The sequence below is a fragment of the Burkholderia sp. EMB26 genome (assembly GCF_024730645.1).
Lineage (GTDB): Bacteria > Pseudomonadota > Gammaproteobacteria > Burkholderiales > Burkholderiaceae > Burkholderia > Burkholderia cenocepacia.
The window spans coordinates 1,562,095-1,583,572 of sequence record NZ_CP078070.1 but is presented as its reverse complement, the minus strand read 5'-3'; the positions used below and the strand labels follow the sequence as shown (position 1 = coordinate 1,583,572).

The 21,478-nt window shown below is 68.5% G+C and carries 22 protein-coding genes; 8 read left to right on the top strand and 14 right to left on the bottom strand.

What is annotated here, in order from left to right; translation table 11 throughout:
- Nucleotides 1-176: 176 nt before the first annotated feature.
- Nucleotides 177-1,397 carry a CaiB/BaiF CoA-transferase family protein gene (locus KU887_RS07505; protein WP_034200686.1) on the top strand — a complete coding sequence of 407 codons (1,221 nt, stop codon included), beginning with the start codon at nucleotides 177-179 and terminating at the stop codon, nucleotides 1,395-1,397.
- Between the two features lie 33 nt (nucleotides 1,398-1,430).
- Here the strand turns inward: KU887_RS07505 and KU887_RS07500 are convergent, their stop codons facing one another.
- Both KU887_RS07500 and KU887_RS07495 read right to left on the bottom strand, forming a co-directional pair.
- Nucleotides 1,431-1,979, bottom strand: a complete 549-nt coding sequence (locus KU887_RS07500; protein ID WP_006489670.1) for an alpha/beta hydrolase — start codon at nucleotides 1,977-1,979, stop codon at nucleotides 1,431-1,433.
- 190 nt (nucleotides 1,980-2,169) lie between these two features.
- A complete protein-coding gene (locus KU887_RS07495) occupies nucleotides 2,170-2,379 on the bottom strand; it encodes an ornithine acetyltransferase (RefSeq protein WP_006497729.1) in 210 nt (69 codons plus the stop codon).
- Nucleotides 2,380-2,632: 253 nt separating this feature from the next.
- Here KU887_RS07495 and KU887_RS07490 point away from each other — a divergent pair, with 253 nt between their 5' ends.
- Nucleotides 2,633-4,342 carry a glutamine--tRNA ligase/YqeY domain fusion protein gene (locus tag KU887_RS07490; RefSeq protein ID WP_006482253.1) on the top strand — a complete coding sequence of 570 codons (1,710 nt, stop codon included), beginning with the start codon at nucleotides 2,633-2,635 and terminating at the stop codon, nucleotides 4,340-4,342.
- A gap of 134 nt (nucleotides 4,343-4,476) precedes the next feature.
- On the opposite strand, the gene KU887_RS07485 is transcribed toward KU887_RS07490, so the two are convergent.
- The 3 genes from KU887_RS07485 to KU887_RS07475 form a co-directional block, all read right to left on the bottom strand.
- Nucleotides 4,477-4,950: an NUDIX hydrolase gene (locus KU887_RS07485; protein WP_034200688.1), complete on the bottom strand. Its 474-nt coding sequence runs from the start codon at nucleotides 4,948-4,950 to the stop codon at nucleotides 4,477-4,479.
- 8 nt (nucleotides 4,951-4,958) lie between these two features.
- The gene (locus KU887_RS07480) at nucleotides 4,959-5,345 is read right to left on the bottom strand and encodes a hypothetical protein (RefSeq protein WP_034200689.1); all 387 of its coding nucleotides are present in this window, start codon (nucleotides 5,343-5,345) and stop codon (nucleotides 4,959-4,961) included.
- Nucleotides 5,346-5,454: 109 nt separating this feature from the next.
- Nucleotides 5,455-6,813 carry a cytochrome-c peroxidase gene (locus KU887_RS07475; protein WP_077233820.1) on the bottom strand — a complete coding sequence of 453 codons (1,359 nt, stop codon included), beginning with the start codon at nucleotides 6,811-6,813 and terminating at the stop codon, nucleotides 5,455-5,457.
- Nucleotides 6,814-7,035: 222 nt separating this feature from the next.
- Here KU887_RS07475 and KU887_RS07470 point away from each other — a divergent pair, with 222 nt between their 5' ends.
- A complete protein-coding gene (locus KU887_RS07470; RefSeq protein WP_006490385.1) occupies nucleotides 7,036-8,622 on the top strand; it encodes an acid phosphatase in 1,587 nt (528 codons plus the stop codon).
- 109 nt (nucleotides 8,623-8,731) lie between these two features.
- Here KU887_RS07470 and KU887_RS07465 read toward each other — a convergent pair whose 3' ends face one another.
- Genes KU887_RS07465 through KU887_RS07440 form a run of 6 tightly spaced genes read right to left on the bottom strand, consistent with a single transcriptional unit; the run spans nucleotide 8,732 to nucleotide 14,414 of the window.
- Entirely contained in the window at nucleotides 8,732-10,237 is a 1,506-nt protein-coding gene (locus KU887_RS07465; RefSeq protein ID WP_069352003.1) for an alginate export family protein, read from the bottom strand.
- Nucleotides 10,234-10,935, bottom strand: a complete 702-nt coding sequence (locus KU887_RS07460) for a YoaK family protein (RefSeq protein ID WP_006497734.1) — start codon at nucleotides 10,933-10,935, stop codon at nucleotides 10,234-10,236. Before KU887_RS07460 ends, KU887_RS07465 begins: the two co-directional genes overlap by 4 nt.
- Nucleotides 10,932-11,846, bottom strand: coding sequence for a glyoxalase (locus tag KU887_RS07455; protein ID WP_196445995.1), 915 nt, complete (start codon nucleotides 11,844-11,846; stop codon nucleotides 10,932-10,934). Before KU887_RS07455 ends, KU887_RS07460 begins: the two co-directional genes overlap by 4 nt.
- A 26-nt stretch (nucleotides 11,847-11,872) precedes the next feature.
- Nucleotides 11,873-12,334: a DoxX family protein gene (locus KU887_RS07450; RefSeq protein ID WP_006482676.1), complete on the bottom strand. Its 462-nt coding sequence runs from the start codon at nucleotides 12,332-12,334 to the stop codon at nucleotides 11,873-11,875.
- 1 nt (nucleotide 12,335) lies between these two features.
- On the bottom strand, nucleotides 12,336-14,228 hold the full coding sequence (locus tag KU887_RS07445) for an amidohydrolase (protein ID WP_258255392.1): 1,893 nt from the start codon (nucleotides 14,226-14,228) through the stop codon (nucleotides 12,336-12,338).
- A gap of 18 nt (nucleotides 14,229-14,246) precedes the next feature.
- A complete protein-coding gene (locus KU887_RS07440; protein ID WP_006493101.1) occupies nucleotides 14,247-14,414 on the bottom strand; it encodes a DUF1427 family protein in 168 nt (55 codons plus the stop codon).
- A gap of 98 nt (nucleotides 14,415-14,512) precedes the next feature.
- On the opposite strand from KU887_RS07440, the gene KU887_RS07435 reads away from it, so the two are divergent.
- Nucleotides 14,513-15,436: a LysR family transcriptional regulator gene (locus KU887_RS07435; RefSeq protein ID WP_006482668.1), complete on the top strand. Its 924-nt coding sequence runs from the start codon at nucleotides 14,513-14,515 to the stop codon at nucleotides 15,434-15,436.
- Between the two features lie 63 nt (nucleotides 15,437-15,499).
- On the opposite strand, the gene KU887_RS07430 is transcribed toward KU887_RS07435, so the two are convergent.
- Nucleotides 15,500-16,186 carry a hydrolase gene (locus KU887_RS07430; RefSeq protein WP_006482670.1) on the bottom strand — a complete coding sequence of 229 codons (687 nt, stop codon included), beginning with the start codon at nucleotides 16,184-16,186 and terminating at the stop codon, nucleotides 15,500-15,502.
- 275 nt (nucleotides 16,187-16,461) lie between these two features.
- Between KU887_RS07430 and KU887_RS07425 the strand changes: the two genes are divergently transcribed.
- From KU887_RS07425 to KU887_RS07410, 4 genes are read left to right on the top strand one after another with little or no spacing between them, the layout of a single operon-like run.
- On the top strand, nucleotides 16,462-16,722 hold the full coding sequence (locus KU887_RS07425) for a XapX domain-containing protein (RefSeq protein ID WP_006482681.1): 261 nt from the start codon (nucleotides 16,462-16,464) through the stop codon (nucleotides 16,720-16,722).
- Between the two features lie 25 nt (nucleotides 16,723-16,747).
- Entirely contained in the window at nucleotides 16,748-18,328 is a 1,581-nt protein-coding gene (locus tag KU887_RS07420; RefSeq protein ID WP_006482678.1) for a sodium:proton antiporter, read from the top strand.
- Nucleotides 18,329-18,372: 44 nt separating this feature from the next.
- Entirely contained in the window at nucleotides 18,373-18,765 is a 393-nt protein-coding gene (locus tag KU887_RS07415) for an OsmC family protein (protein WP_006482674.1), read from the top strand.
- Nucleotides 18,766-18,797: 32 nt separating this feature from the next.
- Entirely contained in the window at nucleotides 18,798-19,682 is an 885-nt protein-coding gene (locus KU887_RS07410; protein ID WP_058901365.1) for a pirin family protein, read from the top strand.
- Between the two features lie 55 nt (nucleotides 19,683-19,737).
- On the opposite strand, the gene KU887_RS07405 is transcribed toward KU887_RS07410, so the two are convergent.
- Both KU887_RS07405 and bcsG read right to left on the bottom strand, forming a co-directional pair.
- Nucleotides 19,738-19,935, bottom strand: coding sequence for a hypothetical protein (locus KU887_RS07405; protein ID WP_006482672.1), 198 nt, complete (start codon nucleotides 19,933-19,935; stop codon nucleotides 19,738-19,740).
- Complete coding sequence (bcsG, locus tag KU887_RS07400) at nucleotides 19,917-21,473, bottom strand: cellulose biosynthesis protein BcsG (protein ID WP_258255391.1); 1,557 nt, start codon at nucleotides 21,471-21,473, stop codon at nucleotides 19,917-19,919. The genes KU887_RS07405 and bcsG overlap by 19 nt, the downstream gene beginning before the upstream one ends.
- Nucleotides 21,474-21,478 lie beyond the last annotated feature (5 nt).

The window sequence follows — 21,478 nt, the reverse complement described above, 5'->3', positions numbered from 1 at the left end:
ATGGATTCGGAAACGATCGATTATACGATACAGACCGCCCGCCCAAGCGGCGGCGGCCCGCTGCGCCGGACGACCGGCCTGGGCCACCCGCGCGGCCGATTCGCCTTAAGATGCTCGGCATGCCAATCGGCCTTGCCCGGCAAGGCAGGCCAGCCATGAAAGGAGACGATTCGACGATGGGTGCCCTGAGCCATATCCGCGTGCTGGACCTCACCCGCGTGCTCGCGGGCCCGTGGTGCGCGCAGACCCTTGCCGATTTCGGCGCGGACGTGATCAAGGTCGAGCGCCCGGGCGCCGGCGACGACACGCGCCACTGGGGGCCGCCGTACCTGAAGGACGCGGACGGCGCGGATACCGCCGAGGCCGCGTACTACCTCGCGGCGAACCGCAACAAGCGCTCGGTGACGATCGACATCGCGACGCCCGAGGGCCAGCGGATCGTGCGCGAGCTCGCCGCGCAGAGCGACGTCGTGCTCGAGAACTACAAGGTCGGTCAGTTGAAGAAATACGGGCTCGACTACGACGCGCTGCGCGCGGTGAAGCCCGATCTCGTCTACTGCTCGGTCACCGGCTTCGGCCAGACCGGCCCGTACGCGCACCGCGCGGGCTACGACTTCATCGTGCAGGGGATCGGCGGCTTCATGAGCATCACCGGCGAGCGCGACGGCGAGCCGGGCGGCGGCCCGCAGAAGGCCGGCGTCGCGATCGCCGATCTCGCGACCGGCCTCTATTCGACGATCGCCGTGCTCGCCGCGCTCGCGCACCGCGACCGCACGGGCGAAGGCCAGTACATCGACATGGCGCTGCTCGACGTGCAGGTCGCGCTGCTGGCGAACATGAACACCAACTTCCTCGCGAGCGGCAAGCCGCCGGTGCGCTGGGGCAACGCGCATCCGAACATCGTGCCGTACCAGACGTTCCAGACGAGCGACGGCTGGATCATCGTCGCGGTCGGCAACGACGGGCAGTTCCGCAAGTTCGTCGAAGCCGGCGGCCGGCCCGAGCTGGCCGACGACGAGCGCTTCGCGACGAACCCGTCGCGCGTGCGCCATCGCGACACGCTGGTGCCGATCCTCGCGGAAATGGTGAAGGCGCGCGGCAAGGCCGACTGGATCGGCGCACTCGAAGCGGCCGGCGTGCCGTGCGGGCCGATCAACGATCTCGACGAGGTGTTCGACAACGAGCAGGTGGTCGCGCGCGGGATGCAGGTAGCGCTGCCGCACCCGTGCGGCGCGGACGTGAAGCTCGTGCGCAACCCGATCCGGATGAGCGCGACGCCGCCGGACGCACGCACCGCCCCGCCGCTGCTCGGCGCGCAGACGGAAGAGGTGCTGCGCGACATGCTCGGCTACGACGACGAGCGAATTGCCGCGCTGAAGGCGAAACAGGCGATCTGACGCGTCAGGCTCGCGCGGCGGCGAACGGCCCGGCTAGCGCGCGAGCGCGTCGAGCCAGCCGCGTGCGGCCGGCCAGTCGCCGAGCCCGCTGTCGGCGTTGATGTGGCCGCGCGGGCCGATGTCGCGGAACGCGCTGCCCCACGCATGCGCGCAGCCGCGTGCGAACGCGAGCGAACCGTACGGATCGTCGCTGCTCGCGACGACGCAGGTCGGAAACGGCAATCGCTCGTGCGGCACCGGGCCGAAGCCGTGCGCGTCGACCGGGAAGGCCGGCCCGGCGGGATCGGGCAATGCGACGAGCAGCGCGCCGCGCACTTTCGCGAGCGCGGCCGGGCGTGCGTAGCGGGTCGCCCACCAAGCGGTGGTCAGCGTGCCGAGGCTGTGGCCGGCGATCAGCACGGGCCCGCGCGCGGCTTCGACCGCCCGGTCGAGCGCGAGACACCAGCCATTGCGGAACGCACGGTCCCAGTCGGGCATCGCGACCCGCGAGAAGCGCGCGTCGGCGCGCTCCCAACGGCTCTGCCAGTGAAGCGGGCCCGAATTGGCGTAGCCCGGCAAGACGAAAACGACGGAGTCGGTCATGGAAGGGTTGGTCGACGAATGGAATCGTGTTGTAGCGTCGACGCAGTGTCGCACACCCGCCTCTCCCTGATGGTGCCTGTCGAAATCCGGGGGATGTGCGTGACGTTCGTGCGGGTCGTGATGCACTCAGGCAGGCGTCACGACCGGCCGGCATGCGTGGCGCCCGCGTCGCGGGCGCCTGCCGGCGGGGTCAGCGGACGCCGGCGCCGACCAGGCCGCCTGCCGCCGCGCCGGCCACCGTGCCGACCGGGCCGCCCGTGATCAGGTAGCCGAGCGCGCCGCCCGCGGCCGCGCCGATCCCGGCATTGCGTTGCGTATGCGTCATCGCGCATGCGCCGAGTTGCGACAGGGCCGCGACGATCACCGCGGTACGAACGAGAAAAGTGGTCTTCTTCATCATGATTATTGGCTTCCTCCCGCCACGCAAAAATTGCGAATGGCGGCATTGAATCGGTAAAGCCATCATAGGAAAACCCGAACGGCGCCGGCAATCCGATTTACGTCGTGTTACAGCCGACACACACTCGATATATTGCGGTACGCACCGCGAACGGACGGCGCCGGACCGGCAGGCCGCGCGGGACGGACCCCGGTCAGGTAGAATTACAGGATTAAACCGGCGCGACGCGCCGACACAACCTGACGCCAACCGCATGAGCACCGAACGCAACGACGCCCCCGCGGCTTCCAATTTCATCCGTAACATCATCGACGACGACAACCGCACCGGCAAATGGGGCGGCCGCGTCGAGACGCGCTTCCCGCCCGAGCCGAACGGCTATCTGCACATCGGTCACGCGAAGAGCATCTGCCTGAACTTCAGCGTCGCGCGCGACTACGGCGGCGTGTGCCACCTGCGCTTCGACGACACGAACCCGGAAAAGGAAAGCGTCGAATACGTCGACTCGATCGTCGACGCGGTGCGCTGGCTCGGCTTCGACTGGCGCAAGGACGCGGTCGATCATCAGTATTTCGCGAGCGACTACTACGACAAGCTGTACGAGTTCGCCGAGCTGCTGATCAAGCGTGGCAAGGCGTACGTCGACAGCCAGAGCGCCGACGAAATGCGCGCGAACCGCGGCTCGCTGACCGAGGGCGGCAAGCCGTCGCCGTTCCGCGAGCGCACGCCGGAAGAGAACCTCGACCTGTTCCGCCGGATGAAGGCCGGCGAGTTCAAGGAAGGCGAGCACGTGCTGCGCGCGAAGATCGACATGGCGTCGCCGAACATGAACATGCGCGACCCGGTGATCTACCGGATCCGCTACGCGCACCACTACCGCACCGGCGACGCATGGTGCGTGTATCCGATGTACGACTACACGCACTGCATCTCGGATGCGCTCGAAGGCATCACGCATTCGCTGTGCACGCTCGAATTCGAGGATCACCGCCCGCTGTACGACTGGGTGCTGAACGAACTCGCGGAAGCCGGCGTGTTCACGCGCCCGCTGCCGCAACAGATCGAATTCTCGCGGCTGAACCTCACGTACGCGATCACCAGCAAGCGCAAGCTGCTGCAGCTCGTCACCGAAGGCCACGTCGACGGCTGGGACGACCCGCGGATGCCGACGATCGTCGGCGTGCGCCGCCGCGGCTTCACGCCGGAGAGCATCCACCTGTTCTGCGAGCGGATCGGCGTGACGAAGATCGATTCGTGGATCGACATGAGCATCTTCGAAGGCGCGCTGCGCGACGACCTCGACGACAAGGCGGCGCGCACGGTCGCGGTGCTCGATCCGCTGAAGCTCGTGATCGACAACTATCCGGAAGACCTCGAGGAAGCGTGCACGGCGCCCGTGCATCCGCACCATCCGGACCGCGGCGTGCGCACGTTCCCGATCTCGCGCGAACTGTGGATCGAGCGCGAGGATTTCGTCGAGAATCCGCCGAAGGGCTATTTCCGCCTGTTCCCCGGCAACAAGGTCCGCCTGCGCTACGGCTACGTGATCGAATGCACGGGCTTCGACAAGGACGCCGACGGCAACGTGACGGCCGTGCACTGCAACTACTTCCCGGACAGCAAGTCGGGCACCGAAGGCGCGAACACGTACAAGGTAAAGGGCAACATCCACTGGGTCAGCGCGAAGCACGCGCAGCCGGCCGAAGTGCGGATCTACGACCGCCTGTTCAAGGAGCCGCACCCGGACGCGGGCGGCGCGAACTTCCTCGAGGCGCTGAACCCCGATTCGAAGAAGATCGTGCAGGCGTACCTCGAGCCGGGCAACGGCGACGTCGCGCCGGAAACGCGCCTGCAGTTCGAGCGCCACGGCTACTTCGTTGCAGACCGTGTCGATTCGAAGCCGGGCAAGCCGGTGTTCAACCGGATCGTCGGGCTGCGCGACAGCTGGGGCAAGCCGGCCTGACGGCGTGCTCCGCGCGGTAGCGCGCGGCTCGCAAGCCGCCGCTGCCTCGGCATGAAAAAACCGGCCCTGGAGCCGGTTTTTTCATGGGCGCGGGCCGAAGAACGGCAGGCGAAAACGGAAGCCGCGGCGCCCGTTCACGCGCCCGACAACCGCCGATGCAAGTCCGCCAGCGACAGCTTCGTGCGAAACAGCCGCGCGAGACTGCGGCTCGCATAGGTGTCGATGTCGCCCGGCACGGTCCAGCGGTACGCGTCCATCTCGGGAATCATCGAGCCGTCGCGACGGCTCGGAAACAGCGACGTGCACGTGCAGTGCGCGGGATCGATTTCGCCGTCGGCCACCTGCACCGCGAACAGGTGCAGGTCCTTGTCGTGCCGGTACGCGAAGCGGCCGAGATCGAGCAACCGCGCCGGCGCGAACGCGATGCCGGTTTCCTCCAGCAGTTCGCGCAGCGCGGCGTCGGCCGGCGTCTCGCCTGGTTCGCCCTGCCCCTTCGGGATGTCCCAGTGCGTGGTGTCCGTCGCATGCGCGAGGAACACGCGACCGGCCGCATCGAGGATCACGACGCCGCACGATACCGTGCGCGGCGCGCCGCCCCGCTTCGTCATGCGCGTGCTCAGCGCTTCTGCAGCTGCCACTTGCCCGCGGCCGTCTTGCAATAGACGGGCTTGAGCGTCATCGTCTGGCCCTTCGCGGTGATTTCGGTCGCGACTTCGCGGCAGGTCTTGCCGTCCGTCTCGGTCGTGCTCGGCGTGAGCTTCGCGTCGATCTGCGTGCCGCGGCCGCTGCTCTGCCACGTCGTGGTTTCGCCGTCCTTGCCTTCGTCGCGCGCCTGCACGACTGCCTTGGAAAGCGACGCGCGGTCGGTCTTGCTGAAATAGCTGATCGGCGTGTCGTTCAGGAAGTTCAGGTTGTTCTGCGCGTGGGCGGGCAGCATCGCGGCTGCGCACGCGGCGCCGGCCAGCACGCGCGTGACGACGGAAAGGGATGCACGCATCGACATGTTTTTCTCCTTGGATGTTCGATCGAAAGGCGCGGTGCATGCCGGCGAACCGGCACGCACCGCGTCCGTCAGCGAGCGAGCATAGCATGCGTGCTGCGATGAAGGCCTTCTAGGGCTTGGCGGCGACGGCCGTTTGCTGATATCCGTCAGTCAGCGTGCCCAGGAACGCGATCACGTCCTTGATCTCGGCCGCATTCAGCGCGGGCTGGTCGCCGCGCTTGCGGTCGAACGGCGCTTCGCGGTTGATGTTCGGCCAGTAGCGCTTCGGCAGGTCGTCGTAGATCTGCACCTTGCCGTGCACGACCGGGTAGAACTTCTCCGGATGGATGTCGCGTTCGACGTAGAAGCGCATCACGTCCTCGAGCGAGTGATACACGCCGTTGTGGAAGAACGTCTTGCGCAGCGCGACGTTGCGCAGCGACGGCGTGCGGAACAGTCCGCAGAATTCGTCGCGCCCCTTCAGGTCGGTGCGTTCGGGACCGCAGGCGCCGAGATCGTAAAAGCGCGGGTCGCGATTGACCGGCAGCGCGCGGTTGCGCGGCACCGCGATCGCGATCAGCCCGAAATCGCTGAACTGCGGCGGGCCGCCTTCGAGCGTGCGCTGGCTGATGTGGCAGCTCGCGCAATTGCCCTTCTTCTCGTCGTTGAACAGCTGCAGCCCGTGCAACTCGGCGGGTGTGAGCTGCGCGTGGCCGGCCAGATATGCGTCGTATTTGCTCGTGTACGGATCGAACAGCGCCGGCTGCTGCTGGAATGCATCGAGCGCGCGCAGCACCGCATCGAACGTCGCCCGGTCGTCGCCGAGCACCTGGTCGCCGAACGCCTTGCGAAACGCGTCGGCATACGGCGCGGCGCGGACCGCCTTCGCGACCCGCGCAGGCGAGCTGCTCATCTCGAACGGCGACAGGAGCGGAATGCGCGCCTGCGCATCGCGCGTATCGACGCGGCCGTCCCAGGTCAGCCCGCCGGTCGGACCCGCGTCGACGCTTTCGTCGCCTTCGTCCGGCGAATCGTGGAAGTGCTCGCTGAACGGCGGGATGCCGCGCAGGTACTTCAGCGACGGCACCGCGCGAAAGCCGGTACGGTGCATGTCGTCGCCGCCCAACTGCACCGACAGCGCGTTCGGCGGCCCGAACGCATGCTCGGCGCTATGGCACGACGCGCAAGCGAGCTTGCCGGACCCGGACAGCGACGGATCGAAGAACAGCTGCTTGCCGAGCGCCGTCATCTGCTTCACGCCCTCGAACACCTGCGCGCGCGTCTGCGGCTGGCGAGCCGGCGCGACCGCCGGGGCGGCCGGAGCAGCCTGCGCCGCCGGGACGACGGACGCGGCCGACGCGGTCGTGCCGGGCTGCGCGTCGCAACCGGCGAGCGCGGCGAGCGCGGCGAGCGCGCCAGCCACCGCGAGCGTCGCCGCGGCGGGGACCAGCGACCGCGCGAACGCGAAGGATTTCAGAAAGGTGTGCATCGTCGTTGTTCTGGTAGCGGTGGGCAATCGGCCGGAGCTTATGTCAGTTCCGTGACCGTTGGATGACGTTCAACCGACAGTCAATTGAAAGCGTCCCTACACCCGGCTGTCAAATCGGTTCCAGATAATGCGCGCAGCCGGGCGGTACCGCGAGGTTCGCGCGCCGGCCCTCCGCCACCCGGTTCCCACACGCGACCAACGACGAATGAGAGAGAACATCGCATGAAGAAGCACGCCTGGATTCGCTACACGCCGATCGCCCTTGCGGCCGCGCTCAGCCTGACCGCCTGCGGCGGCGACGACGTGACGCAGCAGGGCCTGTCGGCCGTCAAGAACGTCGTCGTGATCTACGCGGAAAACCGCAGCTTCGACAACCTGTACGGCAACTTCCCGGGCGCGAACGGTCTGCAGAACGCGACGGCCGCGAATTCGGTGCAGAAGGACCGCGACGGCTCGACGATGGCGACGCTGCCGAAGATCTGGGGCGGCCTGACCGCGACCGGCATCACGCCGGCGGTGACCGAGGCGATGACGGCGAACCTGCCGAACGCGCCGTTCGCGATCGACGATCCGAACGGCTTCAACCAGTCGATGAGCATCGCGACGCGCGACATCGTGCACCGCTTCTACCAGGACCAGATGCAGATCAACGGCGGCAAGAACGACATGTACGCCGCATGGACCGACGCGGGCGGCCTGACGATGGGCCACTACACGGCCGATCCGTCGAAGCTGCCGCTGTGGAAGATCGCGCAGCAGTACGTGCTCGCCGACAACTTCTTCATGGGCGCGTTCGGCGGCTCGTTCCTGAACCACCAGTACCTGATCTGCGCGTGCGCGCCGTACTACCCGAACGCCGACAAGAGCCCGGCGGCCGGCAAGATCGCCGTGCTGAACGCCGACGGCAAGTCGCTGAAGGTCGCGACGAACTCGCCGGCTTCCGCGCTGAGCGGGCCGCCGAAGTTCGTCAACGACGGCGCGCTGACGCCGGACTTCTACGGCATCAACACGATGCAGCCGGCGTATCAGCCGAGCGGCAACAAGGCGGCCGCGGGCGGCGATCCGCTGCTGGCCGACCCGGCCAATCCGTCGACGATGCCGCCGCAGACGGCGACCAACATCGGCGACCTGATGACCAACGCGGGCGTGTCGTGGGCGTGGTATGGCGGCGCGTGGGGCCAGGCGCTGCAGGCGAGCCAGAACGGCACATCGAACGTGATCTACGGCGCCGACCTGTCGACGCCGAACTTCCAGCCGCACCACCAACCGTTCAACTATTTCGCGAACCAGGCGCCGGGCACCGCGAGCCGCGCGCAGCACCTGCTCGACGGTGGCGCGAACGGCGCGGAGTTCATCAAGGCAATCGACGCGGGCACGCTGCCGCAGGTCGCGTTCTACAAGCCGCAAGGCAACCTGAACGAGCATCCGGGTTACACGGACGTCACGTCCGGCGACCAGCACATCGCCGATGTGATCGCGCACCTGCAGGCCAGCCCGCAGTGGAAGAACATGGTCGTGGTCGTCACGTACGACGAAAACGGCGGCTTCTGGGATCACGCCGCGCCGCCGACCGCCGACCGCTGGGGCCCGGGCACCCGCATTCCGGCACTGATCGTGTCGCCGTTCGCGAAGAAGGGCTTCGTCGACCACACGCAGTACGACACGGGTTCGATCCTGCGCTTCATCACGCGCCGCTTCTCGCTGCCGCGCCTCGCCGGCCTGCAGCAACGCGACGACGCGCTGAAGGCGAACGGCGCCCAGCCGATGGGCGACCTGACGAACGCGCTCGCGCTGTCGCCGAACCTGTAATCGCATCGCGGTCACCGCGAACGAGCCGGCGGCGATGCCGGCTCCGAACGAACGAAGGGCGGCCTTCTGGCCGCCCTTGTTCATGGGTCCGCGTGACTGCGCGCTTGCCTTACCAGCCGTACTTCAGCTCGACGCCGACGTAGTCGGCGTTGTGCCCGCCCGCCTGCCGGATCGCATCGCCGACCTGGAAATGCACGGCCTCGAGCGCGCCGATCAGGTTCGCGGCGATCGTCCAGTCCGCACGCAGCTGCACGTACATCCCCGTCCACAACCCGCCCTTGCCCGCGGTACCCGGCACGACCGCATTGCCCTGCTGGTAGACGGCGTCGCCGGTCGTCTCGCGCCACTGGAAGCCGAGCGCGCCGAGCAGCGACAGGTTCGGCGACGGCTTCAGCGTCACGGACGGCTTCACGTGGATCAGGTTCGAGTAGCCGGTGTAGCCGGCGAGCGTGAAGTAGTAGCCGTTCGGAAACAGCGGATTGAACGTGCCGATCCGGCCATCGCGCGGATGCCGGTCGCCCGACGCCGCGTCGACCTGCAGCGCGATGCGCGGCGACCACGGCGCGTCGAGCCGGTAGCCGGCGATCGAACCGACGGCCCATGCGGCGATCGTGTCGTTGCCGACCGTGCCCGTCTGCAGCATCGTTTCGAGGTCCCAGTCGAAGCGGCCGTGCGTGCCCGTGTAGCGGACGTCCCACACGTCGCGATGCTCGGGGCCGCTCGCGTCGAGGAAACGCCCGTGGCCGCGGTTGTAGCGCGACCAGTAGCCGGACAGATCGCCCGGCCCGACCGACTGCCGCTCGAAGCGCACGCCGCTGAACGTGAGATCGCGATTCGACACGTCGTCGAACGTGGACACGGTACGGTTCTGCACCGGCTGCGTCGCATACGCGATGAAGCGCCACTTCCGATACTCGTAGTCGACCCACACCGCATCGAACGCCTGCCGCACGTTCGGGCCGTCGCGCGCGGCGATGAAGCGCTGCAAGTCGAACGCCATCTCCTGACGGCCGACGCGGAACTTCAGCGTGCCGCCGCCGAGCGCGCCCGTGTAGGTCGCGAACGCCTGTTCGAGATCGAGCGGATTGCGGTCGACCGGCGCGATCGTGTTCTTGCCGAACGCGCGCGCATCCTGCAACTGCACGAAGAACTGCCAGTGCCGGCCGAGATGCGCATCGGCATGCACTTCGACGCGCTGGATCAGGTACGTATCCGATTGCGCGGCGCCGATGCCGAACAGCGGCGCGTCGTTGGTTTCGAGCCGCTCGCGCAGGTTCACGCCGAGCGACAGATAGGAGGACGGATCGTTGCCGAGCGCAATGGCTTTCAGCCCGTCGAGCGGCGCGCGCGGCACACAGGGATTCGCGAGCACCGACCAGTCTTCCTGCCAGCGGTTGAACAGGACTGCGGGACGCTTGGCCGGGCACGTCGATGCGCTGGTGGCCGCGGGCGCCGAGGCCGATGACGCGCTCGATGTCGGCGTCGACGCCGACGCGGCTGCCGTTTCCGCGAACGCCGCGTCGGCGCCCGAGAGCATCAATCCCGCGACGATCGACACGCGCGCGGCCCGCTCGAAGTGGCGGCCGCGGCGCCCGCTTCGCCGACGCTCGATCATGCGGGCTCCCGCGGGGTCGTGCCGGCCGCTGGCGACGCCGCCCCCAGCGCCAGCGCCGCCAGCGCACCGACGGGCGCGAGCAATGCAAGAAACCCGACGGCGCGAAACCCGAGCGCGCCGCATGCCGCGCCGAGCGCGAACGCGACGATCGCCGGCAGCATCTTCGCGAAGCGCGCCCGCGCCGTCGCACGCGCGCTGTCCGCCGTGCCGGGCGACAGCATGTCGACGGCATCGAGGATCGCCTGCGTCACGTTGCCCGTCATCACCGTGTTCGGCACGCCGCCCGCGCGCGCGATCACGCGCGGATGCGCATTCTGCACGCCCATCGCGAACGTGCCGACGATGCCGGCCACGAGCGCCGGCAGGCTGTCCGGTTGCGTGACGGGCGTCGCCCACACGCCGGCCGCGCAGAACCCGAGCAGCAGCACGGCCTGCACCGCGTGCAGCATGCGCGTGCCCTGCCAGGCCGGCCGCGCGGCCATCGACCGCGCGATCAGGCTGCTCGCGATCACGCCGCACACGAACGCAGGAAACACGCTGAGCTTCAGCACGACGCCCTGGCCGAAGCCCGCGATGCCCGCGCCGATCAGCACGAAGTTGCCGGTGACGTGCGCGGTGAACAGCCCGAACAGCGCGACGAAGCTCAGCGTGTCGACGAAGCCGGCCACCGCGGCAAGGATCGTATCCTCGTGCTTCATCGCGCCGCGCTCGCGTGGATCTCGGCGACGTAGCCGCCCGGAAACTGCACGAGCGCCGCGTCGCGGCCGTCCGACGTGAAGGCCGGCACGAGCACCGTCACGCCCGCGGCCTGTGCCTGCTTCAGCGTCGCGGCGAGATCGGCCACTTCGTAGCCGGTCATCTCGCGGCCGAACGGGTAAGGCAGGTGACCATCGGTCGCGAGCACGGTCATCTTGCCGAAGCCCGATTCGATGCGAATGCGGCGGTACGTGTCGTTCGGCCGGCCGATTTCGATGCCCGGCGCCTTCAGGTCGTCGGACACCACCTTGCCCTTCGAGAACTTGACGAAATCGTGCACGAACTTGCGTACGCTCTGCGGCGACACGTACACGCGATTCTCGGGGATGGTCTGCAACGCGTCGTAGTGCGGCGCCTGGGTATGCCAGTAGAGCTGCATCTTCACGTCGCCCGCCCACGCGATGATCGCGTCGCGGCCGATCGGATCGGGGAACGTGTCGACGATCACGTCGGCGCCGTGCTCGCGCGCGGATTTCACCGCGACGTCCATGTCGGTCACGAGATAGCCGGTGCGTTCCGCGCAGAACGGATACGGGATCGGCGTCTTGAAGCCGAATACCGAGATCGTGCCGACCGGCGTCAGCACCAGCTGCGACATCGTCTGGCTCGGCGTCGGCGTGACCTGGAACACGCCCTGCTTCGACTTCGTGCCGCCGAACGTCGCGACGAAGCTGTCGGTGAAGCGGTCGAAGTCTTCCGGCGCGACGCACACGTGGGTCGTGTCGTACTGCGGACCGACCGCCACCGTCGGCGCGACCGCCGGCGGCACCGGCGGTTTCGCGAACGCCGCCGGCGCACCGGCAAGGCCGCCCGCGCACATCGCGGCGAGCAGCACTGAACGAATCGTTTTCATGAAAGGCTTTCCTGGTTGTTGCATCGTCATCGATTGGAGCGGCCATCATCGGCCGCGTGCGGTGCATCGGCGAGCCGGGTCGCGAGCACGAGTGCCGCGATCAGCCCGAGATGCTCGAAAAAGCTGTTGAGCGCCATGAAATGCTCGGCGCCCGTCCGGTTCCAGAAATCGTTGGCCACGGCCATCGCGACCAGCGTCAGCATGCCGAGGCTGCCGGCGCCGAGCCACGTGAAGCGGTTGAACACCACGCACAGCGAGCCGGCGATCTCGACCGCGATCGCCAGCGCCGCCCACAGCGCAGCCGGCTGCAGGCCGAAATGCGCCTGCTCCGCCACCGCGCCGTGAAAGTCGAGCGCCTTCGCGACGCCGCCGATCAGATATGCGGACACCAGCGCGAGCCGCGCGAGCGGCAGCACCCCCGGCTGCGCGAGCAGCGCGCGGACCCACGCCGGATTGCCGGCGCCGCCGCGGTGGGTCGGGGCCGCCATGTCAGACCGCCCAGCACGAACAGCCGAACGCGCCCCAGAAGCCCTTCGCGTCCGACGTCGGCAACGCGCGGCCCCATGCGCCCGCATGCGCATGCCCGTGCACGTTGCACGCGCTCGAACAGCCGCACGCCGCGGCGGCCGCTGCCGCGCGCTGCAACGGCGCGCCGTTGCGCTGCGTCGCGCCCCAGCCGCCATAGCCGCCGTACTCGCGCACCGGCGACCAGTCCGGCATCGCCGGCGGAATCGGCGCGTCGTGCGACGCGAACGGCCCCGCGCCCCACACGATCTTGCCGCCGACCACCGTCAGCAACGCGCTCGTGTCGACGATATCGTCCTCCGCGCAGGTGAAGAAATCGCGATCGGGGACCATCAGGTCGGCCAGTTGCCCGACCGCGATGCGCCCTTTCTTGCCCTCTTCGTTCGAGAACCACGTCACGTATTCGGTCCACATCCGCAGCGCGGTTTCGCGATCGAGCAGGTTGCGCTGCGGATACATTCTGAGGCCACCGACCGTCTTGCCCGTCACGAGCCACGCGAGCGACACCCACGGGTTGTACGACGCGACGCGTGTCGCGTCCGTGCCGGCCGACACCTTGAGCCCCTTCGCGAGCATCTTCGCGACAGGCGGCGTCGCCTCCGCGGCTTGCGCGCCGTAGCGCTCGACGAAGTATTCACCCTGGTACGCCATCCGGTGCTGCACCGCGATACCGCCGCCGAGCGCGGCGATGCGGTCCATCGATTGCTCGGAGATGGTTTCCGCGTGATCGAAGAACCAGTTCAGCCCGTCGAGCGGGATGTCTTCGTTGACCTTCTCGAACACGTCGAGCGCGCGGCTGATCGTTTCGTCGTAGGTCGCGTGCATGCGCCAGGGCCAGCGGTTCTGCGCGAGCACGCGCACGACGCCTTCGAGATCGTCTTCCATCTGCGCGGGCAGGTCCGGGCGCGCGACGCGGAAATCCTCGAAGTCGGCCGCGGAAAACACCAGCATCTCGCCCGCGCCGTTGTGACGGAAATAGTCGGTGCCGTCGTGATACTTGACGCTCCTGGTCCAGTTCACGAAGTCTTCCTTCTCGGCATTCGGCTTCTGCGTGAACAGGTTGTACGCGATCCGCACCGTCATCTCGCCCGCGTCGTGCAGCTTGCGGATCACTTCGTAATCGTCGGGATAATTCTGCGAACCGCCGCCCGCGTCGATCACGCCCGTCACGCCCAGCCGGTTCAGCTCGCGCATGAAGTGGCGCGTCGAGTTGTACTGATACTCGAACGGCAGCTTCGGGCCTTTCGCGAGTGTCGCGTAGAGGATCGTCGCGTTCGGGTTCGCGAGCAGCAGGCCGGTGGGGTTGCCCGCGTCGTCGCGCAGGATCGTGCCGCCCGGCGGCTCCGGCGTGTCCTTCGTGTAGCCGACCACCCGCAGCGCGGCCGCGTTCAGCAGCGCGCGGTCGTACAGGTGCAGGATGAACACCGGCGTGTCGGGTGCGACTGCATTGAGTTCGGCGATCGTCGGCAGCCGCTTCTCGGCGAACTGGTGCTCGGTGAAGCCGCCGACCACACGCACCCACTGCGGCGCGGGCGTGATCGCGACCTGGCGCTTGAGCATCTCCATCGCGACCGCGAGCGACCGCACGCCGTCCCAGCGCAGCTCCAGGTTGTAATTCAGGCCACCGCGAATCACGTGCGTATGGTTGTCGATCAGGCCCGGCAGCACGGTGCGGCCGTCGAGGTCGACGACCTTCGTCGCACGGCCCGCGAGCGGCACGATCTCCGCATTGCCGCCGACCGCGACGAAGCGGCCGTCCTTGATCGCGACGGCGGTCGCGACCGGGTTCGCACGATCGAGCGTCGTGATGCGCCCGTTGTGCAGGATCAGATCGGGTTGGGTATCGGTTGCGCTCATGAAATGTCCTCGATGCGGTCAGAAGCCGAGCCAGTGACGAACCGGCGCGATGGCCTGCGCGCCGGCCAGCATGCCGGCGAGGCCCACCAGCGCGATCAGCGGCGGTGCCGGCGAGCGCACCCTGATCACGCTGTACACGACGCCGATCAGCGCGCCGGCGCCCAATGAAATTAGATAAGATTCCATAACGTTTTTTCTCCCGGCCGGATTAGAATCACCGGCATCGCGAGGCCGCCTGCGCAGCGCATCGCATCCGTTTCGCTTCCCTGCCATTCACGCCGACCATGCAACACCTTCCTGATCTCGAAGCCTGGGCCATCTTTGCGCGCGTCGCGGAGACCGGTTCGTTCGCGAAAGCCGCCGACCTGCTCGGCGTATCGCAACCCACCGTGTCGAAGGCGATCGCGCGCCTCGAAAAACGCCTCGGCGCGATGCTGCTGTACCGCACGTCGCGCAAGCTGTCGCTCACGCCGACCGGCGAACTGCTGCGCGACCGCGCGATCCGCCTGCTCGCCGATGCGGAGCTGATCGAGAACGAAGCGTCCGCGCAGGCGCTCGAGCCGCACGGCCTCGTGCGCGTGAATGCGCCGATGTCGTTCGGGCTGCGCCATCTGTCGCCGGTGCTGCCCGCGTTTCTCGAACGCTATCCGCGCGTCGACATCGATCTCGTGCTCACCGATCACATCGTCGACATCGTGTCGGGCGGCTTCGACGTCGCGATCCGCATCGCCGAGCTGAACGATTCGACGCTGCGTTCGCGCCGCCTCTGCGCGGTGCGCCGGCCGCTCGTCGCATCGCCCGCGTATCTCGACCGGCGCGGCCGCCCCACGCATCCGCGCGACATCGAACAGCACGTGTGCCTCACGTACACCAACTTGCCGACCCCCGAGCACTGGCGCTTCCGCCATCCGGCGTCGGGCGACGAAGTCGGCGTGTCCGTCCACGGGCGCATCCGCACCAACAACGCGGACGTGATCCTCCCCGCGCTCGTCGGCGGTCACGGCCTGGCGCTGCAGCCCGAGTTCCTCGTGTGGGACGCGATGCAGCGCGGCGAGCTCGAGGAAGTGATGAGCGACTGGAAGATCGCGGACATCAACGTGAACCTCGTCACGCCGCCCGGCATGCTGCGCGCCGCGCGCGTGACGGTGCTGCTCGACTTCCTCGCGGAACGCTTCGCGCACGCGCCGTGGGCGCTGCCCGCCGCCTGAACGCGTGATGAGCGGTGGCAGGCGCTCGCCGCCTCCGGCGCGGCCAGCGCGGCCGCCGGCCCGTTACTTCGCGGGCACGGCCGGAATCGACTCGTGCGGCGTCGCGGTGCGCTGCGGCGCCTTGTGGACCATCGTGTACGCGTAGTCGACGCCCATCCCGTATGCGCCCGAGTGCTCCTTCGCGATCGCCATCACGGCGTCGTACGTGTCGCGGCGCGCCCAGTCGCGCTGCCACTCGAGCAGGACCTGCTGCCACGTGACCGGCACCACGCCGGCCTGCACCATGCGCTGCATCGCGAAATCGTGCGCGGCCTGCGACGTGCCGCCCGACGCGTCGGCGACCATGTAGATCTCGTAGTCGCCCTCGAGCATCGCGCACAGCGCGAACGTCGTATTGCAGACCTCGGTCCACAGCCCCGACACGATCACCTTCTTGCGACCGTTCGCGGCGAGCGCGTCGCGCACCTTCTGGTCGTCCCACGAATTCATCGACGTCCGTTCGAGCGTCTTCTGGTTCGGGAACACGTCGAGCAGCTCGGGATAGGTGTGGCCCGAGAAGCTGTCGCTTTCGACCGTCGTGATCGTGGTCGGGATGTCGAAGACCTTCGCGGCCTTCGCGAGCCCGACGACGTTGTTCTTCAGCGTCTGGCGATCGATCGACTGCACGCCGAACGCCATCTGCGGCTGCTGGTCGATGAAGATCAGCTGGCTGTTGTGCGGCGTCAGTACTTCAAGCTTCGGGTTGCTCATGGCGAATGGGGTCCTGTGAACGGAAAAAGGGGGGCCTGCCTCGACCGTGAAAACGGGAGGAGCCTGGTGTGCGTCGACGCCGGATCGTCATCCGGGCCGAAATATTTAAGCCGCAAACGCACGGCGCGAACACCCAAGAAATGGAATCGATCCGATTCCTGAACGAATGCCCGTTCGGGGCTGCCCGCCCTTTTTTTCTTCACGCAAACCCGCTACGCTTTCAAGTTCTTGACGGCATGCACCGCGCCGCCCGTCGGCCCTCACGGAAGCTCACCATGAAACCGTATTTCCTGTCGCTGATCGCCGGCCTCCTCGCGGGCGTCATCTACGGCGCACTCGGCGTGAATTCGCCGGCGCCGCCGCTCATCGCGCTCACCGGCCTGCTCGGCATGCTGGCCGGCGAACAGATCCTGCCCGTCGCGCGCCGGATGTTGTCCGGCCATCGGCTGAACACCGCATGGCGCGACGCACAGTGCAGCCAGCACATGTTCGGCGCGCTGCCGGGCGGCGCCGCGAACGACCGCAAGCCTTCGTGATCCACCCCATCGCCGCCGGCCGCGCATGACCAACGTCGAGCTGTTCCATTACCTGCTGCTGTTGATCTGCGGCGCGGGCGCCCTCACCTGGCTCGCCGAGCGGATTTCGATTCCGCCGGCCGTCGTGCTGCTGCTCGGCGGCTGCGTGGTCGCCGTCGCGGGCAAGCGCGTGCCCGACATGGACCCGGCGCTGCTGCTCGCGGCCGTGCTGCCGCCGCTGTTGATGTCGAGCGGGTTCTACACCGCGTGGAAGGAATTCCGGCAGGAACTCGCGTCGATCGCGTCGCTCGCGCTCGGCGCCGTGGCGTTCACGACCGTCGCGGTCGCGCTCGCCGTGCATGCGGCGAATCCCGCGCTGCCGTGGGCCGCGTGCTTCACGCTCGGCGCGATCGTGTCGCCGCCCGACGCGGTCGCCGCGAAGGCGATCCTGCAACGCCACCCGCTGCCCGCGCGGCTCGTCGCGGTGCTCGAGGGCGAAAGTCTCGTCAACGATGCGTCGGGCCTGCTGCTGTACCAGATGGCCGTGTCGGCCGCGCTCGCCGTGTCGATCACGGCGGCCAGTGCCACCGGCCTGTTCTTCTCGCTCACGCTGATCGGCATCGCGGTCGGCCTCGCGTGCGGCCACGCGATGTGCTGGGTGCTGCCGCGCCTGCGCGATCCGATGCTCGGCATCGTCGTGACGTTCGCGATGGCATGGGGCAGCTACGGGATCGCGGAAGCCGTCGACGGCTCGGGCGTGCTGTCGGTCGTCACCTGCGGGCTCGTGCTCGGCGTGCGCCAGCATCGGGTGTTCAACGCCGACATGCGGATCAAGGCGAAGGCGACGTGGGAGGCGATCGTGTTCGTGCTCGACGCGCTCGTGTTCATCCTGATCGGCCTCGCGCTGCATGCGATCCTCGCACGCGTGAACCACGAAGGCGCGGTGCTGATGGCCGGCCTGCGGGTCGCGCTGCCGGCGACGGCCGCCGCGATCGGTGCGCGCGTCGTGTGGGTGTTCGTCGCGATGTGGCTGCCGGGCCGCCTGCGTGCGCGGCGCGCGGGCCACACGCCGTGGTCGTGGCGCGAAGCCGTCGTGCTCGGCTGGTCGGGCATGCGCGGCGTCGTGAGCCTCGCGGCCGCGATCGCGCTGCCGGCCAACTTCCCCGGCCGCGACCTGATCCTGTTCAGTACCTTCCTGCTGATCATCGCAACGCTCGTCGTGCAGGGCGGCACGCTCGCGCCGCTCATTCGCGTGCTGAAGCTGCGCCCGGCCGCGCGCCACACGATGTCCGAACATGCGGTGCGCGCGCACACGTTCGGCGCGGCGCTCGCCGAACTCGATACGCTCGGGCAGCACGGCTCGGCGCTCGAGCAGCCGTCGCTCGACCGCCTGCTCGCCGAATACCGCAACCGCGTCACGTTCAACGAACGCGCGCACCGGCAAGGCGCCGAACCGGCCGGCGTGCGCGCCCGCATGCTGCGCGTCGAACTCGAGCTCGTCGGCATATCGCGCCGCGCGCTGCTCGACCTGCATCGCGACGGCAAGGTCGACGACGCGGTACTGCACCGCATAGAATCGGAACTCGATTTCGAGGAGCTGCGGCTGCAGCGCCTGCTCGAACCGTAACGTCCGGCCTGCCCGGCCCGTCCCCTTTCCCACCTGGAACCGCAATGAGCGAACTGTCCGTCGAAGCGAGCATCGGCTCGGTCGATTACCTCGTCCACTTCACCGACGGCGTCCATCAGTGGCGCGCCGACGAACCCGCGTCGCTCGGCGGCGGCGATGCGGCGCCGACGCCCGTCGCGCTGCTGCTGTCGAGCCTCGGTGCCTGCACCGCGATCACGCTGAAGATGTATGCGCAACGAAAGGGCTGGCCGCTCGCCGAAGTGCACGTGAAGCTCGCGCACGAATCGGGCAGCGCAGGCAGCACGATCGTGCGCCGCATCACGCTCGACGGCGACCTGACCGACGAGCAGCGCGAACGCCTGCTGCAGATCGCGAACGCGTGCCCGGTCCACAAGATCCTCACGCATCCGATCACGATCGACACGGCGATCGCCTGATCGCTGCCCGCCACCGTCACGAGATTCCCGTCATGTCCGCCTCGATCAAGACCCTGCTCACGCCGCGCGAAAGCGACATCGGCAACCTCGTCGTGCGCCGCGTGCTGCCCGCGCGCGCCGCGCGCCTCGTCGGCCCGTTCATCTTCTTCGACGAAATGGGGCCCGCGGTGCTGCCGGCCGGCCGCGGCATCGACGTGCTGCCGCATCCGCACATCGGGCTCGCGACCGTCACTTACCTGTTCGACGGCTCGCTGATGCATCACGACAGCCTCGGCTTCCGGCAGAAGATCGTGCCGGGCGACGTGAACTGGATGACGGCCGGCCGCGGCATCGTGCATTCGGAGCGCTCGCCCGACGAGGATCGGCCGCGCGAGCAGCCGGTACACGGCATCCAGACCTGGGTCGCGCTGCCGGTCGAGCATGAAGACACCGCGCCCGCGTTCGTCCACCACGCGGCCGACACGCTGCCGTCGTTCACGCGCGACGGCGCGACCGTGCGCGTGATCGCGGGCACCGCGTTCGGACTCGCGTCGCCGGTCGCCGTGTTCTCGCCCACGCTTTATGCGGTTGCGGAATTCGCGTCGGGCGGGCAGCTCGCGCTCGATGCGGAGCACGACGAACGCGGCGTATATCTCGTCGACGGCGACCTCACCGTCGACGGCACGCCGCTCGCCCCGGCGACGATGGCCGTGCTCGAACCGGGCGCGACCGTCGCGCTCGCGAGCGCGCACGGCGCACGCGCGATGCTGCTCGGCGGCGCCCACCTGCCGGGCGAGCGGTTCATCGAATGGAATTTCGTGTCGAGCGACCGCGCGAAGATCGACGCGGCGCGTGCCGCATGGGCCGATCAGACGTTCGGCAAGGTGCCGGGCGAAGAAGGCGAATGGACGCGCCAGCCGGAACGCCGGACGCAGTAAGCGGCGCGCCCCGCCCCACCGACGACGGCCGGCCGCCACGCCGGCCGTCGTGCGTTTACCGCTTCAGTCCCATCAGCTTCGCGAGCGTCGGCCAGCGATCGAGCGACGCATCGAACGCGCGGCGCGCCTGTTCGTCGACATAGCGTTCGGGATCGAGCGCGGGCAGATGCCGCGCGAGGCCGATCACGTCGTTCGGTTGCGACAGGCGCTCGTCGTCGCCTTCGCCGGCGATCGTTACTGTTCGTCGATCCATACGCCATCCGGAGTTTTCACCGCGTAACCCGCGGCCGTCTGCATCGTCACCGTGCCCTCGTTCTCGCCGATCATCCGCGTGCGCGGCAAATCGGCCGCGTATTGCGCGAGCGTCGCGCCCGGCTTGAACGGGCTGTTCGACACGAGGTTCGACAGCAACTGCGCGAGCGCGAGGAAGCTGGTCGGCTGCTCGATCACGGTCGTCGCGCCGTGGTTGCCGGCGAAGCCGACGAGCCGCACGCCGACCGGCCCGTGCACGATGCGCGGCGTCGGAATCTCGCGCAGGCCCGCGACCTGGTTCTTGTCGCCGCGCAACGCGGCGCCGTGCTCGGGCACGAACACGATCACCGCGCGGCGGCCCGATTGCGCGATCAGGTCGGCGAGACGATCGAAATCGGTCATCATTTTCGTCGCGCGCTGCGGATACGAGTCGATGCTCGTCAGCGCGCTGCCGACGACGCGGTTGCCGTCGTGCAGGCTGATCGTGTTGTAGTACAGCGCGACCGGCCCCGGCACCGCCGCACGCTGCGCGTACCAGTTCGCGAGCGTCGCGTAGTCGTCCTTGATCGCCGAGCCGTCGAACGCGTGCATCGCGACGGGCGCCGCCGCGTTCGAGATCATCGGCGCATCGGCCACGCCGATGTTGTCGTGGATCACCTGCAGGAAGTTGTCGAAATGGCCGTCGTGGTTCAGCAGCGACTGCACGGTGTAGCCCGCGCCCGCCAGTTGCGAGAACAAATGGCACTGCTGCGGTGCGGGCTTGTACAGGTCCGCATGCGCTTCCTGCCCGCAGCTCGCGCGCAGCACGCGGATCGCCGCCGGGCCGCTATAGCTCGCGGCCGTGCTGAAGTTCGTGAACAGGTAGTCGAAGTGGCTCAGCATCGGGTGGTTGCGCACCTTCGCCGCATCGAGGTCGTCCCAAGACAGCGAGCAGATGTGCAACACGATCACGTCGAACTGCGCGGCCGGATCGCTGCCGAGATGGCCGAACGCGACCTGCCGCTGCGACTCCTGCGCGCGGAACGTCGCGAGCGCCGCGTTGTGGTCCTCGGGCTGGTCGACGCGCGTGGCGCCCGCCACGTTCGCCTGCGGCTGGGCCGGCGCGACGACGCGCGCCATCAGCCCGCTGCCGGCCTGCCACAGCGGCATCACGATCAGCACGGCCAGCACGAACGTCGCGACGCGCAGCCAGCGATTGACGATGAAATAGACGATCAGCACGCCGACGATCGTCAGCGCCAGCACCGGCGGCAACAGACGCGGCAGCAGTTCCATCCAGTAGTCGACGCGGAACGTGCTGACTTCGCGCGCGGCCTCCGCGAGACGGGCGAGCGGCGGCGCATGCAGCTCGCGCGCGAGCAGCGGCACCGCGATCGCGATCGCCACGACCTGCCGGACGATGCGCCACGCACGCGCGCGCAGCGGCGCGCTCGCCACCAGCGCCACCGCGAATGCGAGGTTCGCGAGCCAGAACGGCTGCAGGTGCCCGGTCGCGAACAGCGCGAACTTCAGGATGAAATACAGATTCCAGAACGTCATCTAAC

Coding starts and splice junctions, on each gene's coding strand:
- KU887_RS07460 (WP_006497734.1), bottom strand. CDS start 10,935: ATGAAGCACGAGGATACGATCCTTGCCGCGGTGGCCGGCTTCGTCGAC.
- KU887_RS07485 (WP_034200688.1), bottom strand. CDS start 4,950: ATGACGAAGCGGGGCGGCGCGCCGCGCACGGTATCGTGCGGCGTCGTG.
- KU887_RS07405 (WP_006482672.1), bottom strand. CDS start 19,935: ATGGATCGACGAACAGTAACGATCGCCGGCGAAGGCGACGACGAGCGC.
- KU887_RS07465 (WP_069352003.1), bottom strand. CDS start 10,237: ATGATCGAGCGTCGGCGAAGCGGGCGCCGCGGCCGCCACTTCGAGCGG.
- bcsG (WP_258255391.1), bottom strand. CDS start 21,473: ATGACGTTCTGGAATCTGTATTTCATCCTGAAGTTCGCGCTGTTCGCG.
- KU887_RS07480 (WP_034200689.1), bottom strand. CDS start 5,345: ATGTCGATGCGTGCATCCCTTTCCGTCGTCACGCGCGTGCTGGCCGGC.
- KU887_RS07415 (WP_006482674.1), top strand. CDS start 18,373: ATGAGCGAACTGTCCGTCGAAGCGAGCATCGGCTCGGTCGATTACCTC.
- KU887_RS07490 (WP_006482253.1), top strand. CDS start 2,633: ATGAGCACCGAACGCAACGACGCCCCCGCGGCTTCCAATTTCATCCGT.
- KU887_RS07475 (WP_077233820.1), bottom strand. CDS start 6,813: ATGCACACCTTTCTGAAATCCTTCGCGTTCGCGCGGTCGCTGGTCCCC.
- KU887_RS07455 (WP_196445995.1), bottom strand. CDS start 11,846: ATGAAAACGATTCGTTCAGTGCTGCTCGCCGCGATGTGCGCGGGCGGC.
- KU887_RS07425 (WP_006482681.1), top strand. CDS start 16,462: ATGAAACCGTATTTCCTGTCGCTGATCGCCGGCCTCCTCGCGGGCGTC.
- KU887_RS07500 (WP_006489670.1), bottom strand. CDS start 1,979: ATGACCGACTCCGTCGTTTTCGTCTTGCCGGGCTACGCCAATTCGGGC.
- KU887_RS07470 (WP_006490385.1), top strand. CDS start 7,036: ATGAAGAAGCACGCCTGGATTCGCTACACGCCGATCGCCCTTGCGGCC.
- KU887_RS07440 (WP_006493101.1), bottom strand. CDS start 14,414: ATGGAATCTTATCTAATTTCATTGGGCGCCGGCGCGCTGATCGGCGTC.
- KU887_RS07430 (WP_006482670.1), bottom strand. CDS start 16,186: ATGAGCAACCCGAAGCTTGAAGTACTGACGCCGCACAACAGCCAGCTG.
- KU887_RS07450 (WP_006482676.1), bottom strand. CDS start 12,334: ATGGCGGCCCCGACCCACCGCGGCGGCGCCGGCAATCCGGCGTGGGTC.
- KU887_RS07495 (WP_006497729.1), bottom strand. CDS start 2,379: ATGATGAAGAAGACCACTTTTCTCGTTCGTACCGCGGTGATCGTCGCG.
- KU887_RS07420 (WP_006482678.1), top strand. CDS start 16,748: ATGACCAACGTCGAGCTGTTCCATTACCTGCTGCTGTTGATCTGCGGC.
- KU887_RS07435 (WP_006482668.1), top strand. CDS start 14,513: ATGCAACACCTTCCTGATCTCGAAGCCTGGGCCATCTTTGCGCGCGTC.
- KU887_RS07410 (WP_058901365.1), top strand. CDS start 18,798: ATGTCCGCCTCGATCAAGACCCTGCTCACGCCGCGCGAAAGCGACATC.
- KU887_RS07445 (WP_258255392.1), bottom strand. CDS start 14,228: ATGAGCGCAACCGATACCCAACCCGATCTGATCCTGCACAACGGGCGC.
- KU887_RS07505 (WP_034200686.1), top strand. CDS start 177: ATGGGTGCCCTGAGCCATATCCGCGTGCTGGACCTCACCCGCGTGCTC.